14 protein-coding genes are annotated in these 16385 nt (G+C 68.4%); 6 read left to right on the top strand and 8 right to left on the bottom strand.

Translation table 11 applies throughout. The annotated features are described in order from the left end of the window. Positions 1-101 precede the first annotated feature (101 nt). Positions 102-872, bottom strand: a complete 771-nt coding sequence (locus VG556_RS08395) for an RNA methyltransferase (protein ID WP_100450346.1) — start codon at positions 870-872, stop codon at positions 102-104. Between the two features lie 120 nt (positions 873-992). Between VG556_RS08395 and VG556_RS08390 the strand changes: the two genes are divergently transcribed. After that, positions 993-1820, top strand: coding sequence for an inositol monophosphatase family protein (locus VG556_RS08390; protein ID WP_100450347.1), 828 nt, complete (start codon positions 993-995; stop codon positions 1818-1820). A 671-nt stretch (positions 1821-2491) separates the two neighbouring features. Here VG556_RS08390 and htpX read toward each other — a convergent pair. After that, the gene (htpX, locus tag VG556_RS08385) at positions 2492-3358 is read right to left on the bottom strand and encodes a protease HtpX (RefSeq protein ID WP_014647806.1); all 867 of its coding nucleotides are present in this window, start codon (positions 3356-3358) and stop codon (positions 2492-2494) included. A gap of 93 nt (positions 3359-3451) precedes the next feature. Here htpX and gluQRS point away from each other — a divergent pair, with 93 nt between their 5' ends. The 3 genes from gluQRS to phaR all read left to right on the top strand — a co-directional run bounded on the left by gluQRS (position 3452) and on the right by phaR (position 5853). Beyond that, on the top strand, positions 3452-4372 hold the full coding sequence (gene gluQRS, locus VG556_RS08380) for a tRNA glutamyl-Q(34) synthetase GluQRS (RefSeq protein ID WP_100450348.1): 921 nt from the start codon (positions 3452-3454) through the stop codon (positions 4370-4372). 17 nt (positions 4373-4389) lie between these two features. Next, positions 4390-5130, top strand: coding sequence for a beta-ketoacyl-ACP reductase (locus tag VG556_RS08375; protein WP_014647808.1), 741 nt, complete (start codon positions 4390-4392; stop codon positions 5128-5130). A gap of 183 nt (positions 5131-5313) precedes the next feature. Beyond that, positions 5314-5853, top strand: a complete 540-nt coding sequence (gene phaR, locus VG556_RS08370; protein ID WP_032956189.1) for a polyhydroxyalkanoate synthesis repressor PhaR — start codon at positions 5314-5316, stop codon at positions 5851-5853. A 74-nt stretch (positions 5854-5927) separates the two neighbouring features. On the opposite strand, the gene VG556_RS08365 is transcribed toward phaR, so the two are convergent. From VG556_RS08365 to VG556_RS08340, 6 genes are all read right to left on the bottom strand, one after another. Then, complete coding sequence (locus VG556_RS08365) at positions 5928-6890, bottom strand: TraB/GumN family protein (protein ID WP_049405938.1); 963 nt, start codon at positions 6888-6890, stop codon at positions 5928-5930. Between the two features lie 2 nt (positions 6891-6892). Next, positions 6893-7822 (bottom strand): DUF1684 domain-containing protein, encoded by a 930-nt coding sequence (locus VG556_RS08360; protein WP_049405937.1) that lies wholly within the window; start codon positions 7820-7822, stop codon positions 6893-6895. Between the two features lie 11 nt (positions 7823-7833). Next, the gene (gene mutL / locus VG556_RS08355) at positions 7834-9738 is read right to left on the bottom strand and encodes a DNA mismatch repair endonuclease MutL (protein WP_100450349.1); all 1905 of its coding nucleotides are present in this window, start codon (positions 9736-9738) and stop codon (positions 7834-7836) included. 146 nt (positions 9739-9884) lie between these two features. Beyond that, complete coding sequence (locus VG556_RS08350) at positions 9885-11453, bottom strand: N-acetylmuramoyl-L-alanine amidase (RefSeq protein ID WP_100450350.1); 1569 nt, start codon at positions 11451-11453, stop codon at positions 9885-9887. 82 nt (positions 11454-11535) lie between these two features. Further along, complete coding sequence (gene tsaE / locus VG556_RS08345; protein WP_049405932.1) at positions 11536-12018, bottom strand: tRNA (adenosine(37)-N6)-threonylcarbamoyltransferase complex ATPase subunit type 1 TsaE; 483 nt, start codon at positions 12016-12018, stop codon at positions 11536-11538. Then, positions 12015-13499, bottom strand: a complete 1485-nt coding sequence (locus tag VG556_RS08340) for an NAD(P)H-hydrate dehydratase (RefSeq protein WP_049405930.1) — start codon at positions 13497-13499, stop codon at positions 12015-12017. Before VG556_RS08340 ends, tsaE begins: the two co-directional genes overlap by 4 nt. 23 nt (positions 13500-13522) lie before the next feature. Between VG556_RS08340 and queG the strand changes: the two genes are divergently transcribed. Next, complete coding sequence (gene queG / locus VG556_RS08335; protein WP_032956157.1) at positions 13523-14593, top strand: tRNA epoxyqueuosine(34) reductase QueG; 1071 nt, start codon at positions 13523-13525, stop codon at positions 14591-14593. 44 nt (positions 14594-14637) lie between these two features. Continuing rightward, positions 14638-15969, top strand: coding sequence for an exodeoxyribonuclease VII large subunit (xseA, locus tag VG556_RS08330; protein WP_100450351.1), 1332 nt, complete (start codon positions 14638-14640; stop codon positions 15967-15969). The last annotated feature ends 416 nt before the right edge of the window (positions 15970-16385 follow it).

Raw genomic sequence — 16385 nt, 5'->3', positions numbered from 1 at the left:
CCAGGCTCAGCAGTCCCCTCTGCACTGCCCTTCGCAGACCCGACACAGGCTTCATCCCCCCTGGGTATCCGGACAGACTACCCGAAAAAATGAGAACGTCGTCAGCTGTCCTTGTTGCCCGCTTGTGCCAGTCGCGCCATGCGCTGGGTGTCGGCCAGGATGCCGCGCAACAGGCGCACTTCCTGCTCGCTCGGCTCGCTGCGCAGGAACAGGCGGCGCAGCTTGCGCATCGCTGATTCCGGTGCGCGGCCCTTGTGGAAATCGATCTCGTCCAAGGTGTCGCCGAGCTGGGCGAAGAAGCTCTCCATCTGCTCATGGCTGGCGGCCTGTTCGCGGAAACCCGGCTCGGCGTCGGCGGCCGGCTGCGCGCCCAGCAGCTGCATGCGCGCTTCATAGGCCAGCACCTGCACCGCGGCTGCCAGGTTGAGCGAGCTGAACGCCGGGTCGGATGGAATATGCACCGCCGCATGGCAGAGCTGCAGTTCCTCGTTGGTCAGCCCGGTGCGCTCGCGACCGAACACCAGCGCCACCTCGGCGCCCTCGCCCGCCTTGGCCACCGCACGGGCGGCGGCATCGGCCGGCAGGTACTCCTCCAGCTGGACGCGGCGGGCACGGGCGGTGCAGCCCAGCACCAGTCGGCAATCGGCCACGGCCTCGGCCAGGGTGGCCACCACCGGGGCGTCCCCCAGCACGTCTTCGGCACCGGCCGAGCGGCGGAAAGCCTCCTCGTCCAGCGGTTTTTCGGGGGCGACCAGCACCAGGCGGGCCAGGCCCATGGTCTTCAGGGCACGGGCGGCAGCGCCCATGTTGCCGGGGTGCTGGGTACCGACCAGGACGAATCGGAGGCGGGTGGCGGCGGGAAACTGGGACATGAACAGGGAAAAGGTCGAGCTGGACGATGACCAATGGTAAACTGTGCGGCCGGCCACTGCGCCGGACCCGCTCTTTTCCCCCGCCAGTCCATCTCTTCTGCCTTTCCGGGAGCCCACGCCATGCAGAAACCCGCCGTCACCGTCATGGTCAAGGCCGCCCGCCTCGCCGGCAACGTCCTGTTGCGCAACATCAACAAGCTCGAGGCACTGAACGTGGTGCAGAAGGGCCGGATGGACTACGCCAGCGAAGTGGATGCGGACGCGGAAAAGGTCATCGTCAAGGAACTCAAGCGCGCTTACCCGGACTACGGCATCTTCGGCGAAGAAGGTGGCGTGCAGGGCGAGCGCCGCCAGATGTGGGTCATCGACCCGCTGGACGGCACCAGCAATTACCTGCGCGGCGTGCCGCACTACTGCGTGTCGATCGCTCTGGTCGAGAATGGCGAACCGACCGATGCGGTCATCTTCGACCCGCTGCGCAATGAACTGTTCACCGCAAGCCGTGGCGCTGGCGCCGTGCTGAACGACCGCCGCATCCGCGTGGCCGATCGCAAGGACCTGGAAGGCACGATGATCCACACCGGCTTCGCACCGCGCGAGCGCACCCGTGCCAGCGCCCAGCTGAAGGCGGTTGACGCCCTGCTGGTGCACGGCGAGGACATCCGCCGCACCGGTTCGGCCGCACTGGACCTGGCCTACGTGGCCTGCGGCCGCGCCGACGCCTACTTCGAAGCCGGCGTGAAGGCGTGGGACATCGCCGCCGGCCTGCTGCTGGTCCGCGAGGCGGGTGGCAAGGTCTGCGACTTCAAGGGCGCGACCCTGGGCCGCATGGACAACCGTGGCCCGGAGACCCACCAGATCGTGGCCGGCAACCTGAAGGTGGCCGAGTCGCTGCAGAAGGTGCTGGTCAACACCGGTTATGCGGCGGAGTTCGACGCGAAGTTCTGAGGTTTCGCGTAATGCGGTTCATGGAGACGGCACCTGCGAGGGTGCCGTTTTCGTTTGTGCGCACGGAGAGTCGTTTCCGCGACCGCGGAGGGGTGTCACTTTCTTTGCTCGTGCAAAGAAAGTAACCAAAGAAACACGCCGCCAGGGCGCGAGCCGATGCTACGCATCGGTACCCTGCGCTCCTCGGCCCGTCGAGGGACGGTGCGGGAACTCGCTGCGCTCAGACACCCGCACCTCTTCGCCCTCGCCGGACCTGCGGTGCTCGGCTCGCTCAAGGCGGACCCAAGGTCAAATGCCACAGCTGCACCCAGTAAATCCACGCCACGTGTGGATGCTGTTGTTCTTGATCTTGATCTTGATCTTCCAGTCCGCCTTGAGCGAGCCGAGCATCGCAGGGGAATCAGGGGCGAAGAGGCGCCGGTGTCTGAGCGCAGCGAGTTCGGCGCCGTCCCCTGATTCGCCGAGAAGCACAGGGAACCGTCGCGCAGCGACGGCTCGCGCCCCGGCGGCGTGTTTCTTTGGTTACTTTCTTTGCACGAGCAAAGAAAGTGACACCTCCCCGCAGGCGCGGAAACGATCCGCCGGGCACGATCCGGCATCAGCAATGCATCGCGCAAACAAAAACGCCCGGCGCGAAGCCAGGCGTTCCTGCACTACCGTGGAGCGGTGGCTTACGCCGCCGTCGACGCCCGCAGCGCGGCGATGCGCTCTTCCAGCGGCGGGTGGCTCATGAACAGCTTCTTGGCCGTCGAACCGGAAATGCCGAAGGCGGCAATCTGGGTCGGCAGCGTGCTCTGGCCGTGGTTCAGCTGCAGGCGCTCCAGCGCGGCGATCATCTTCTGGCGGCCCGCCAGCGAGGCACCACCCGCATCGGCACGGAACTCGCGGTGGCGCGAGAACCACATCGAGATCATCGTGGCGAACAGGCCGAACACCATCTCCAGCACGAACACGATGATGTAGTAGGCGAAGCCGCGGCCGCCGCCTTCGCGGTTGCCCGACAGCGCGCTGTCGATGATGCCGCCGACCACGCGGGCCAGCACGATCACGAAGGTGTTCAACACGCCCTGCAGCAGTGCCATGGTGATCATGTCACCGTTGGCGACGTGGGCGATCTCGTGGCCCAGCACCGCTTCGGCCTCGTCTTCACTCATGTTGTGCAGCAGGCCGGTGGACACCGCCACCAGCGCGTTGTTGCGGTTGGCACCGGTGGCGAAGGCATTGATCTCCGGGCCGTCATAGACCGCCACCTCGGGCATGCCGATGCCGGCCGCCTTGGCCTGCCGCTCGACGGTGGCCAGCAGCCAGCGCTCGGTCTGGTTGCGCGGCTCGGTGATCACCACCGCACCGGTGGAGCGCTTGGCCATCCACTTGGACAGCAGCAGCGAGATGAAGGAGCCACCGAAGCCGAAGATCGCGGCCATGACCAGCAGGCCACTCATCTGGCTCGGATTGACCCCCAGCAACGACATCACGATGCTGGCGAGGATCAGGACCGCGAAGTTGGTCGCCAGGAACAGGGCAATGCGGGTAAACATGGGAAAATCCGGCTCGGAAGGGGTCGATACCAGTCAATTTGCGGTGTGGTCAGCTTGAATTCAAGCGCCAACCTGACCGACGATTCAGCCAGCATGACCTCCCCCATTTCCTGCGGCCGCTTCGCGCCCTCGCCGACCGGCCTGCTCCACCCCGGATCCCTGCTTGCCGCCTTCGGCAGCTGGCTGCTCGCCCGCCATCACGGCGGCCTGTGGCGGCTGCGCATTGAAGACGTCGATCCGCCGCGCACGGTGCCTGGCGCCGCGGAGGCACAACTGCAGGCGCTGGCCGCCTTCGGCCTCACCCATGAAGGCCCGGTCCTGTGGCAGAGCGCGCGCGGGGAGGCCTACCAGGCCGCGCTCGACGTGCTGCTGGCCAGCGATCTGGCCTTTGTCTGCCACTGCAGCCGCAGCGAACTGGCCGCCAGCGGCGGCATCCACCACCGCTGCGTTGCGCGACAGCCACGACCGGACCCTGCCGTCCGCTTCCGCGTGCCACGCGGCAGCATCGTGCACTTCAATGATGGCCTGCGCGGGCCGCAGCACCAGGACGTGCATGCCGAGGTTGGCGACTTCGTGCTGCGCCGTGCAGATGGCTGCTGGGCCTACCAGTTGGCCGTGGTGGTCGATGACGCCGCACAGGGCGTGACCGAAGTGGTGCGCGGCGCCGACCTGCTCGATTCCACCGCGCGGCAGATCCTGCTGCAGCAGGCGCTGGGCCTGGCCGTGCCGCGCTACTGGCACCTGCCGCTGCTGCTCGATGCCCCGGGGCACAAACTGTCCAAGTCGCTGGCGTCGCTGCCGGTGGACAGCACGCGGCCGGTGCCGGTATTGCGCGCGCTCTGGCAGCTGCTGGGCCAGGCGCCTGCCGCACTGGACGGCGCCGATGAGCGGGATGCGCTGCTGGAGGCTGCGCAACGGGCGTTCGACCCGGCGCGGCTGCCGCGGACCGACATCCTGTTGCCGGCCGGCGCACTTTCCGCGCCGATGTTGCAGAATCCCCCTTCCCCCACCTGATACCCGGACAGTACTCCATGACATCTCGCGTCGCACTGGTCACCGGCGGAACCGGCGGCATCGGTACCGCCATCTGCCAACGCCTGGCCGACCAGGGCCACCGGGTCGCCACCAACTACCGCGACGAGGCCAAGGCCCGCGCCTGGCAGCAGGCGATGACCGAGCGCGGCTACCACGTGGCGATCTTCCCGGGCGATGTCTCCGATCCGGACAGCGCCGAAGCACTCGTGCGCGCCGTCGAGGCCGAGCTGGGCCCGGTCGAGATCCTGGTCAACAACGCCGGCATCACCCGTGACACCACCTTCCACCGCATGCGCGCGGACCAGTGGCACGATGTGATCAACACCAATCTCAACTCGGTGTTCAACGTCACCCGGCCGGTCATCGAAGGCATGCGCCGCCGCGGCTGGGGCCGGGTCATCCAGATCAGCTCGATCAACGGCCTGAAGGGCCAGTACGGCCAGGCCAACTACGCTGCGGCCAAGGCCGGCATGCACGGCTTCACCATCTCGCTGGCCCGCGAGAACGCCGGCTTCGGCATCACTGTCAACACCATTTCGCCCGGCTACGTCGCCACCGACATGGTGATGGCGGTTCCGGAGGACGTGCGCGCCAAGATCATCGCCGACATCCCGACCGGACGCCTCGGCAAGCCGGAAGAAATCGCCTATGGCGTGTCCTTCCTTGTGGCCGAGGAAGCCTCGTGGATCACCGGCAGCAACCTGGACATCAACGGCGGCCACCACATGGGCTGGTGAGCCGCGCAGGGGGGCGCCGCGGCATGCACCGGCGGCCCCTGCCGATGGTCATGCTGCGCAGCACGCAAACCCTTGTTGCGCAACATGATCGCCCCTGAAAGCCAAGCCTGGCGGGGGCTGGAGCGGTTGCAACCGCTGCTGCACTGCGCCATGCTGCGCGTCTACTGTGACGAGTACCGCTTCATGGCTGCGACCCGCATCATCAAGAAGTATCCGAACCGCCGTCTCTACGACACCGAGATCTCCAGCTACATCACCATCGAGGACGTGCGCCAGCTGATCCTGGACGGTGAAGACTTCGAAGTCCGCGACGCCAAGAGCGGCGACGACCTCACTCGATCGGTCCTGCTGCAGATCATCGCCGACCAGGAACAGGACGGCGAACCGATGCTGTCCACCCAGCTGCTGAGCCAGCTGATCCGCTTCTACGGCGATTCCCTGCAGGGCTTCATGGGCAACTATCTGGAGCGCAGCATGCAGGTCTTCCTCGACCAGCAGCAGCAGTTCCGCCAGCAGATGGGCAACCTGCTGGGCCAGACCCCGTGGGCGATGATGAACCAGCTGACCGAGCGCAACCTGGAGTTGTGGCAGGAATTCCAGCGCAGCATGGGCAGCGGTTTCGGTGGCCCGCGCCCGGGCGGTACCGGAACGGGAACCGGCACCGGCAACAAGCCCGGCGAACCGGGCACCGGCACCGGCACCGGCGGCAAGACCCGCCGCTGAACGGCAGCTACGGCTGATACGAAAACGGCGCGCCCCTGGCGCGCCGTTCTGTTTGGCATCGCGCCAACGATGCGTCAGCGTTTCGCCTTGCACCCCGTGCACACGCGCTCGACCTTGTAGCCCTTGGCCTTCAGCTTCTCGACCACGCCATCACTGCCCAGCAGGTGCAGCGTGCCGACCACCACCAGCGTACCGCCCTGCCCGGCCTGCAGGTACGGCTGCAGCTTCGGCACCCAGGCATCGTTGCGCCCGGTGTTGATGCGTTGGTACAGCTGCGGATACTGCTGGCGCATCTCCGCCGCCATCTTGGTCCACAGCAGGCGCTCGTCGCCGCGACGCCATGCATCATGCAGCAGCCGCGCCTGCTCATCGGCCTTGCCGGCCTGGTCCAGCGCTTCGGCCAGCATCTGCCGCTGCTCCTGCACCGTCATCCCGTCAAGCATGCCGATCTGGGTATCGATGTCCTCCAGGCCCGCCGTCTTGCGGCCGGTCTTCTGCGCACGCTCCATGAAGTGGCGGTCCAGGCCCAGCGCCGGGTCCAGGCCCAGCTTCTGCATCTGCCCGACCGAAATGCTCAGGCCGACAAACCAGGCCTTCATGCCCTGCATCTGGGCCAGCGGCAGCTGGTTCTGGGCAGCAAAGGCCTGCAGCTTCTGCCAGGTCGGCGCATCCAGATCACGCTTCAGCTCGCTGCCATCGGTGCGGGTCGCGGCCTGCACCATGCGGCTGGCCAGCTGCGGCGACTGCATGTCTTCCGGCGACAGTTCGAACACCACCCGCTGCGAGGCCTCGAACGCCTGCTCGACATCGGGCGACAGCGGGTAGTCCTGCGGCTTCAGCAGATGGAACGACCCCAGCAGGTACACGCGTGCATCGCCCGGGCCGGTGACTTTCCACAACAGCGGTACGGGCGGCTTGGCCGCCGCGGCGGTCGCGGCCGCAGCCGTGGTGCCCGGCGCATCGCGGGCAGTGGCCAGGGGTGCCATCGCGCACGCCGCCATCAGCAACGCGGCACGGAACAGGTGTTTGATCGGCATGGTCAGCCTTCTCCTTCAGGCAGGTGGTACGCCTTCTCGCCCGCTTCCACGCGCAGGTCCAGCCGGTTTTCCGGTGGCGCCAGCGGACAGGTGGCGTAGGCGGTGAACGCGCACGGCGGGTTGTAGGCATGGTTGAAATCGATGCGCACGGTGCCGTCTGCGGCGGGCGCACCGGTATCCAGGTAGCGACCGGCCGGATAGCTGCCGCGGCCGCTGGTGCGGTCGGCGAAGATCAGGAACAGCGGCTGCCCGGGCGCACCGATCGCTTCCAGCCGCCAGCTGCGGCCATCGCGTTCGAACTCGACCGCGCCGGCATTGGGCATCTCGGTGGTCAGGCCGGTGATGTCGACGATCGGCAGGGTCTTGCCCGGCGGGTGCGCGATGAAGCGCGCCTGCACCTGCCAGTCCACGCCGCCCGGCCAGTACTGCAGGCCGGCAAAGTCACGCCGCGCAGGCGCATCGGCATGCTTGACCCGCAGCGCGTCCCGCGGCCCCCGGCGGATGATGCTGAGCTGGCCCTTGCCGCCATCGAAGGCCAGCAGCGTCGGTTGCGCGTCCTTGTCGGTGTCAACGCGGATGCGGCCGCGCACCGGCAGGCCATCATGACTGACATCGACACCGGCTTCAGGCGTGAACCACCACTGCGTCCCTTCGCGACGCAGCAGGCCCAGCTTGTCCGGGCCAACCGTCAGGCGGATGCCGTTGGTAGCGCCGCTGCCAACGAAATGCGATTTGTTCTGCAGCCAGTGCAGGCCCACCAGGGCCGTCCAGCCATCGGGCCGGGTCAGGTCCTGGTAGCGCGCTACACGCCATTGTTGCTGCGCGGCCGCGTAGGCCGGATCTTCAGCGGCCGTCGGCACCGGCGGTGTTGCCGGGCTGCAGGCGGCCAACACCACGGCGGCCAGCAGGCCCGCCATTCCCCGATAACGCATCGATGCTCCCCTCAACGTCCGCGCAGGAACCAGCGGTCGATCTCCGCCAGCGAAAAACGGGCCCAGGTCGGTCGGCCGTGGTTGCACTGGCCGGACCGTTCGGTGATTTCCATGTCGCGCAGCAGCGCGTTCATTTCCGGCAGGGTCAAGCGCCGGTTGGCACGCACCGCGCCGTGGCAGGCCATGGTCGACAGCAGTTCGTCGCGTGCACTGGCCACGCGGCGGCTCTGGCCATGCTCGCGCAGGTCGGTCAGCACGTCGCGCAGCAGCCCTTCCGGTTCGGCATGCGCCAACAATGCCGGAATACTGCGCACGTGCAGCGAACCGGGGCCGGCACGGGTCACCTCGAAGCCGAGCGCCGCCAGGGTTTCAGCTTCGCTCTCGGCGGTGTCGGCCTCGCGCTCGCCCACTGCCAGCGTGATCGGCACCAGCAACGGCTGCGACTGCAGGCCGATGCCATCGTGCGCGTTCTTCAGGCGCTCGTAGCCGATGCGTTCGTGGGCCGCATGCATGTCGACCACGATCAGGCCTTCGGCGTTCTCGGCCAGGATGTAGATGCCATGCAGCTGCGCGATCGCATAGCCCAGCGGCGGCACGCCTGCGTCGGCACTGGTGACCGGCAGTCCGTTCTCGGTCGGCATCGGCGGCAGCGCAGCACCGCGCTCGGCGCCGGCCGGTGCGGCATACAGCGCGGCATAGGCAGCCGGTGCATCGGCCACCTGCAGGCCCAGCGGCTGCTGCGGGCGCCATGCGGAGAATCCGCCACCACCACCTCCCGAGCCGGCACCCGGCGCGGGCCCACGCACCAGCCCGAATCCCGACGCGCCTGCGCTCGATGCCATCGGCACGGCCGTGGCATCCACCGGCTGCGCAGCACCGGCACCGATCTCCTGCGCCGACATGCCGGCGCGGGTATCGGCCAGCGCATCCTTCAGCGTGCGGTAGACGAAATCATGGACCAGCCGCGAATCACGGAAGCGCACTTCGTGCTTGGCAGGGTGCACGTTGACGTCGACGCGGGTCGGATCCAGTTCCAGGAACAGCACATAGGCCGGCTGGCGGCCGTGGTACAGCACATCGCCGTAGGCCATCTTCACTGCGTGGGCGACGCTGCGGTCACGCACCGAGCGACCGTTGACGTACAGGTACTGCTGGTCGGCGCTCGCGCGCGAATAATGCGGCTGCGCGATCCAGCCATGCAGGCGCAGGCCGGCACCGCTGTGGTCCACGCGCACGGCCTGGTTGGCGAAATCCTCGCCCAGCGTTTCGGCAAGGCGCGCATCGGAATACAGATCGCCCGGCTTGTAGCGCCGCGAGGCCTTGCCGTTGTGCGACACGCGCAGCTCGACATCCGGCCGTGCCAGCGCCAGCGAACGCAGCCACTCTTCGATATGGCCCAGTTCGGTGCGCTCGGCGCGCAGGAACTTGCGCCGCGCCGGCACGTTGTAGAACAGCTCGCGCACCTCCACCGTGGTGCCCGGCGCGTGCGCGCGCGGGGTCACCTCGCCGATCTTGCCGCCTTCGATCTGCAACGCCGAACCGTGCTCGTCATGCGCGCGGCGCGAGGCCAGGGTGAAGCGGCTGACCGAGGCGATCGAAGGCAGCGCTTCACCGCGGAACCCCAGCGTTGCCACCGATTCCAGATCGTCCAGGTCGGCGATCTTGCTGGTGGCGTGGCGCGATACCGCCAGGGGCAGCTGCTCCGGTGCGATGCCGCTGCCATTGTCGCGAATGCGGATCAGGCGTACACCGCCTTCTTCCAGATCGATGTCGACACGGCTGGCGCCGGCATCGATCGCGTTCTCGACCAGTTCCTTGACCACCGACGCAGGCCGTTCGACCACTTCGCCAGCGGCGATCTGGTTGATGAGGATCTCCGGCAACGGCCGGATCGGGCGCGGACCGGGCGCGCTCATGGGAGGTGATGGGCAGCAGACTTCATGGGTCGATGATAGCGGAGCTGCCGAGGATAGAGTCGAGCCATGCTCGACTGCGGGCTACCGACAAGGCCCAGTCGAGCGCGGCTCGACTCTACGGAAAGCAGTAACCCGCCTTCGGCGGCTTACTTGCTGCCGCCGGCCATGGTGCCGGCCGCGTCGATCTCGGCCTGGGCGCGGGCCGCATACAACGTCCCCGGCGGCGGCTGGCGGCTGAAGAAGGTGTGCACCCCATCCAGCACGGCGCCAGCGATCTTGCGCTGGTACGCCGGGTCCATCAGGCGGCGTTCTTCATCCGGATTGGAGATGAACGCGGTTTCCACCAGCATCGCCGGCATGTCCGAGGTGCGCAGCACCGCGAAGTTGGCGCGCTCGATGTTCGGCTTGTGGTTGTTGCCGATCCGCTTCAGGCCGCCCAGCACGTGGCCGGCCGCGTCTTCGGACGCCTTCATGTAGCCGCTCTGCGCCAGGTCCAGCAGCACGTTGGCCAGGGTGCCTTCGGTTTGCTGCAGGCGCACGCCACCGACCAGGTCGGCCGCGTTTTCCTTGTCCGCCAGCCAGCGGGCGCGCTGCGAAGAGGCGCCCTTGGTCGACAGCACGTAGACCGATGAGCCCGTGGCCGAGCGGTTTTCGGCCGCGTCGGCATGGATCGAGATGAAGATGTCCGCCTTGTTCGCACGCGCCTTCTGCGCACGCATCGGCAGCGGAATGAACACGTCGCTGTCGCGCGTCAGGTAGGCCTTCAGGCCCGGCGTGGCGTTGACCTGGCGGGCCAGCTCGCGCGCCACTGCCAGAGTGACATCCTTCTCGCGCTTGCCGGTCGGGCCTATCGCACCCGGGTCCTGGCCGCCGTGGCCGGGATCGATCGCCACCACCAGGTGGCGCATGCCGGCCTGCATGCGGATACGCGACGCATCGCTGGGCATGACAGGACGCGGCGGTTCCACCGGCGTCGGTGCCGGTGTAGGCACGGTGGCCGGCGGCGTGGTCACCACCGCTGCGGTGCGCTGGCCGGCGAGGATCGCGGCCGGCGAAGACGACGGCGTGCTGCTGGCGGTGACACCGGCCGCAGCAACCTGGGCCGGCGCGGTGGTCGGTGCCGGGGTCGGCGTGGCCGGTGCGGCGGCAGTGGCGCTGGCCTGCTGCTGTACCTGTGCGGTCAGCAGGGCCGTGGCACGCGCGGCATCGGTGCGCGACTGCGCGCTCTCGGCCGGAGTCGGTACAGGTGCAGCTCCCGCAGCGGGCGCCTGCGGCTGCCCGGCTGGCGTCGCCGCCGGGCGGCTGCTGGCCACGGCCGGGCCATCGCCCGGCCATTCGATCACCAGCTTGGATTCATTGCCCTCGCGCTGCATCTGCGGGCGGAACGGCGCCACCGATTCGGCGAGGTCGAAAACGACGCGGAACGTGCCCGGGACCGGCTGTCCGGTACGCACCGCCGTGACCACGCCCTGCGCGGCCGGCATCTTCAGGTTGCGTATGGCGCTGGAGTCGGGGAAATCGACCACCAGGCGGTTCGGGCCGGCCAGCGACAGGGTCTTGTAGCCGCCACTGCCGACCAGCGAGATCTCGGCACGGGTGCCGGTAGCGCCGGTGTTCAGCAGGACCTGTCGGACTTCACCCGCCCACGTACTGACGCTCGCCAGACCCAGTCCGACGGCGGCACAGATGGCGATGAGACGGTTCCCCGGGCGCATGGCTCAGGATTCAATCACCGCGCTGAACGGAATGCAACACCTTTTTCCTTAATAATCCGTAACCTGCCGGTCTTTGTTCTCGTCAGCCGACAGAAATGGCCTGCAAGTCGCCCCCTTGCGGCAGCCGTTCCAGCCATTCATGTCCTACGTCGCTGGCCCCAGTGAGACGGACGCGCCGTCCCTGCCCCTCGATCTCCAGCGCCACCACCAGGTCGGTCGGCGGCAGCGCGCCGGCGCCCCGTTCCGGCCATTCGACCAGCCACAGCACCGCGCTGCCCTCGTCCAGGCCGAGGAAATCCAGCTCACCGGCCTGGCCGATGCGATACAGGTCCAGGTGCCACGCCTCGCCGCCACTGGCCAGCGGATAGCGCTCGACCAGGGTGTAGGTGGGGCTGCGGATCGCGCCCTGCACGCCCAGCGCGCGCAGCAGCGCGCGGGCCGTGGTGGACTTGCCGGCACCCAGGTCGCCGCGCAGTTCGATCAGCGCCTGCGGCGGCCGGGTGGCCGCCAGCCACTGCCCGAGCAGTTCGGTGGCGTCGCTGTCGGCAAGGAAGAATTCGGTCATGGGGAGAGGTCCGGGTTGGCCAGTCGCCGCAGCGGCGCCAGCAGATCAGTAGGAAGCAGGCCGCGCGCGCCATCGGCGGCAGCTGCATCGCCCGCCAGCGCATGCAGCAGCGCGCCCGCGGCCGCGGCATCGAAGGCCGCAAGGCCCTGCGCGCGCAGGCTGGCGATGATGCCGGTGAGCAGGTCGCCCATGCCTCCCACGGCCATCCCTGGGTTACCGGCAGCGATCAACCGGGGCGTTTGCCCAGGCGCTGCCACGATGCTGCCAGCGCCCTTCAGCACCACCACGGCATGGAAGCGCTCGGCCAGCATGTGCGCACAGGTGTAGCGGTCGGCCTGGATTTCAGCCGTGCTGCAGCCGAGCAGGCGCGCGGCCTCGCCCGGGTGCGGTGTGAGAATGGCATCGGGCAACGCGCGCGGATCCTGCGCCAGCAGGTTCAGGGCGTCAGCATCGACCACCAATGGCTTGTTGCTGGCCAGCACCCGCGCAAACAAGGCGCGTGCCCATTCGTCCTGGCCCAGACCGGGCCCGATCGCCACCACCTTCGCCTTGTCCAGCAGCGCCGGCAGCACATCGCCATCTTCCAGTGCATGGGTCATGGCCTCGGGCAACCGGGCCAGCAGTGGACCGACGTGGTCGCGGCGGGTGCCCAGGCTCAACAGCCCCGCACCCGCGCGCAAGGCGGCTTCGGCCGCCATCGCGATGGCACCGCCGCTGCCATGGTTGCCGCCGACGCACAGCACGTGCCCGGATTCGCCCTTGTGGGTATTGGCGCGGCGCGGTGGCAACAGGGCCCGCAACCTCACCTGCGTCCAGTGCTCCGCAGCGGGTACCACGCCTTGCCAGGCCGCCGCGGGCAACAGCAGGGGCGCCAGGACCTTGTGCCCGCAATGATCCAGCGCATCGCCGGAATACAGCCCGCGATGCGCCACGATGAACTGCAGGGTCAGTGCAGCGCGCACTGCTACGCCCGGCACCGCCCCACGGTCGGCATCGACGCCACTGGGAACATCCAGCGCCAGCAACGGCGCAGTCTGCGCGTTGAGCGCGGTAATCAACGCCTGCGCGGTACCCTCCGGCGCGCGATCAAAGCCCAGCCCGAACAGGGCATCAACCCAGACGTCGGCCTCGGGCAGCATGCCGTCGAAATCGGTGATGGTGCCGCCGCCGGACCTGAATTCAGATGCTGCACGCTGTGCCAGCGCGGTCGAGGGCGGCCTGCCCGGCAGGGCGATCACTGTCACCTCGCGCCCGGCCTGCAGCGCGTGACGGGCCAGCACATGGCCATCGCCCCCATTGTTGCCAGCGCCGACCACCACGCCGATCCGCCGCGCCTGCGGCCAATGCTGCAGCAGGCACTGCCAGGCGGCCTGGCCTGCCTGCGCCATCAGGCCCCAGCCGCCGTCGGCGGCCAACGCCGAGGCCTGCGCATCAAGCGCACGCGCGGCAGCGGAATCGAACAGATCGGCAAGGTTGGCCATGCAGGGATTTTATACTGGTGCACATGTCCCCCGCCCCCACCCCTGTCGATCCGGTCCAGGCCGTGCAGCGCATCCGCGAACTGGCGCGTGCGCATGGCTTCCAGCGCTGCGGCATCGCTGGTATCGAACTGGGCGAGGATGAAGCGCACCTGGCCGACTGGCTGGGCCAGGGCCTGTACGGCACGATGGACTGGATGGCGCGCCACGGCACCTTGCGCGCGCGACCGGCCGAGCTGCTGCCCGGCACCGTGCGCGTGATTTCAGTGGGCATGGACTACAGCCACAAGGACGACACCGAAGCCTGGGCGACCCTGGCCGACCCGGGCCGCGCCTACGTGGCGCGCTACGCGCTGGGCCGCGACTATCACAAGCTGATGCGCAACCGCCTGCAGAAGCTGGCGACGCAGATCAACGATGAAGTAGCGCCACTGGGCTACCGCGTGTTCGTCGATTCCGCCCCCGTGCTGGAACGCGCACTGGCGCGCAACGCCGGCCTCGGCTGGATCGGCAAGCACACCTGCCTGATCGACCGCCATGGCGGTTCATGGTTCTTCATCGGCGAGATCTACATCGACATCCCGTTGCCGATCGATACGCCGGCCACGGCGCACTGCGGCACCTGCACGCGTTGCATCGACGTCTGCCCGACCCAGGCCATCACCGGCCCGCAGCGGCTGGACGCGCGGCGCTGCATTTCCTACCTGACCATCGAGCACGACGGCGCCATTCCCGAAGACATGCGTCCGTTGATCGGCAACCGCATCTACGGCTGCGACGACTGCCAGCTGGTCTGCCCCTGGAACAAGTTCGCCAAGCGCACCGACGAAGCCGATTTCCGCGCGCGCAACAACCTCGATACCGCGCGCCTGGACCAGCTGTTCGCCTGGGACGAGGCCGAGTTCCTGCGCCGCACCGAGGGCAGCCCGATCCGCCGCAGCGGGCACGAGCGCTGGCTGCGCAATATCGCCGTGGCACTGGGCAACGCACCGTCCTCGGCCGAAGCATTGGCCGCGTTGCAGACCCGCGTCGATGATCCCTCGCCGCTGGTGCGTGAACACGTGCAGTGGGCGCTGGGCCAGCACACGGCGCGCTGACGTGCGATCCTGAGCCCCCGCTCCACCCGCAGCACGCCGTTCCCATGCAGCCACGCAACAACGACATTTTCACCCCCAGCCAGCTCAACACCCTGGCCCGCGACCTGCTGGAAGGCAGTTTCCCGGCGATCTGGGTCGAGGCCGAACTGGGCAGCGTGGCGCGTCCTGCCTCCGGTCACCTGTATTTCACCCTGAAGGACGCGCGTGCGCAGCTGCGTGCCGCAATGTTCCGGATGAAGGCGCAGTACCTGAAGTTCGTGCCACGCGAAGGCATGCGCGTGCTGGTGCGCGGCAAGGTGACCCTGTACGACGCCCGTGGCGAGTACCAGATGGTGCTGGACCACATGGAGGAGGCGGGCGAAGGCGCACTGCGCCGCGCCTTCGAGGAACTGAAGGCACGGCTGGAGGCCGAGGGCCTGTTCGACCCGGCGCGCAAACGGCCACTGCCGGCGCATGTACAACGTCTGGCAGTGATCACCTCGCCGACCGGCGCCGCCGTGCGCGATGTGCTGAGCGTGCTCGGCCGCCGTTTCCCGCTGCTGGAAGTCGACCTGCTGCCGACCCTGGTGCAGGGCAGCAGCGCCGCCGCGCAGATCACCCGCCTGCTGCAGGCGGCCGATGCCAGTGGTCGCTACGACGTGATCCTGCTGACCCGCGGCGGCGGTTCGCTGGAAGACCTGTGGGCCTTCAATGACGAAGCCCTGGCCCGTGCGATCGCCGCCAGCCACACCCCAGTGGTTTCGGCGGTCGGCCACGAAACCGACTTCAGCCTCAGCGACTTCGCCGCCGACCTGCGTGCACCGACGCCTTCGGTGGCAGCTGAACTGCTGGTACCCGACCAGCGCGAACTGGCACTGCGCCTGCGCCGCACGGCCGCGCGCATGGTGCAGCTGCAACGGCATGCGATGCAGCAGGCGATGCAGCGCGCCGACCGCGCCCTGCTGCGCCTGAACGCCCAGAGCCCGCAGGCGCGGCTGGACTTGTTGCGCCGACGCCAGCTGGATCTGGGCCGGCGCCTGCATGCGGCGTTCAATCAGCAGCAGGAGCGCCGCGCCGCGCGCCTGCGTCATGCGGCGGCAGTGCTGCGCGGGCACCATCCGCAGCGCCAGCTCGATGCGATGCAGCGCCGTCTGGCTGCCCTGCGCGGGCGGCCGCAGGCCGCAATGCAGCGCCTGCTGGAGCGCGATGCACTGCGACTGCGCGGACTGGCGCGTTCACTTGAAGCAGTCAGCCCGCTGGCGACCGTGGCGCGTGGCTACAGCATCCTGACCCGCAGCGATGACGGTACGCTGGTGCGGCACATCGACCAGGTGCAGCCTGGTGACGCCCTGCAGGCCCGCGTCGGCGACGGCGTGATCGACGTACAGGTCAAGTAAGGGGTGTTCGGCAGGGCTGCGCCCTGCACCTGCGGTAGTGCCGGCCGCTGGCCGGCAACCTCAACAGCAACAGCAAAAGCGGCTCTGGATTGCTGATGGTTTGGCGGGGCGGTGTGGCTGTGCAGGACGCGCCGTAAACCCCGCTGCGCGGTCCGGCCCAGCCGCCGGCGGCTGTGCGTTCGGGCGCTTGCGAAGCAGTGCTTCGCAAGCAAAGCGCCCTCACCCCTGGGGGCTCGATGGCGCCAACGGTCCTGCACAGCCACACCGCCCCACCTCTGACAGATTCCGATGACTGTTGGTAGGTGTCGAGCTTGGTCGACACGGTAGATCCTGTCAGATATCGAATCAATTCGGGGTCAGATCCGTTTTCCTACGGAAAACGGATCTGACCCCAAGAGCATTTCCCACAGACCGCA

Origin of the sequence: Stenotrophomonas sp. CASM106 (assembly GCF_049384825.1) — a bacterium.
GTDB lineage: Bacteria > Pseudomonadota > Gammaproteobacteria > Xanthomonadales > Xanthomonadaceae > Stenotrophomonas > Stenotrophomonas muris.
Note: the sequence above shows the minus strand (reverse complement) of the source record. Positions and strands in the feature narration are given on the sequence as shown.

Bases quoted from the DNA above. Each gene is read 5' to 3' on its own strand.
- VG556_RS08395 (WP_100450346.1), bottom strand. From the start codon at position 872: ATGTCCCAGTTTCCCGCCGCCACCCGCCTCCGATTCGTCCTGGTCGGT.
- VG556_RS08390 (WP_100450347.1), top strand. From the start codon at position 993: ATGCAGAAACCCGCCGTCACCGTCATGGTCAAGGCCGCCCGCCTCGCC.
- htpX (WP_014647806.1), bottom strand. From the start codon at position 3,358: ATGTTTACCCGCATTGCCCTGTTCCTGGCGACCAACTTCGCGGTCCTG.
- gluQRS (WP_100450348.1), top strand. From the start codon at position 3,452: ATGACCTCCCCCATTTCCTGCGGCCGCTTCGCGCCCTCGCCGACCGGC.
- VG556_RS08375 (WP_014647808.1), top strand. From the start codon at position 4,390: ATGACATCTCGCGTCGCACTGGTCACCGGCGGAACCGGCGGCATCGGT.
- phaR (WP_032956189.1), top strand. From the start codon at position 5,314: ATGGCTGCGACCCGCATCATCAAGAAGTATCCGAACCGCCGTCTCTAC.
- VG556_RS08365 (WP_049405938.1), bottom strand. From the start codon at position 6,890: ATGCCGATCAAACACCTGTTCCGTGCCGCGTTGCTGATGGCGGCGTGC.
- VG556_RS08360 (WP_049405937.1), bottom strand. From the start codon at position 7,822: ATGCGTTATCGGGGAATGGCGGGCCTGCTGGCCGCCGTGGTGTTGGCC.
- mutL (WP_100450349.1), bottom strand. From the start codon at position 9,738: ATGAGCGCGCCCGGTCCGCGCCCGATCCGGCCGTTGCCGGAGATCCTC.
- VG556_RS08350 (WP_100450350.1), bottom strand. From the start codon at position 11,453: ATGCGCCCGGGGAACCGTCTCATCGCCATCTGTGCCGCCGTCGGACTG.
- tsaE (WP_049405932.1), bottom strand. From the start codon at position 12,018: ATGACCGAATTCTTCCTTGCCGACAGCGACGCCACCGAACTGCTCGGG.
- VG556_RS08340 (WP_049405930.1), bottom strand. From the start codon at position 13,499: ATGGCCAACCTTGCCGATCTGTTCGATTCCGCTGCCGCGCGTGCGCTT.
- queG (WP_032956157.1), top strand. From the start codon at position 13,523: ATGTCCCCCGCCCCCACCCCTGTCGATCCGGTCCAGGCCGTGCAGCGC.
- xseA (WP_100450351.1), top strand. From the start codon at position 14,638: ATGCAGCCACGCAACAACGACATTTTCACCCCCAGCCAGCTCAACACC.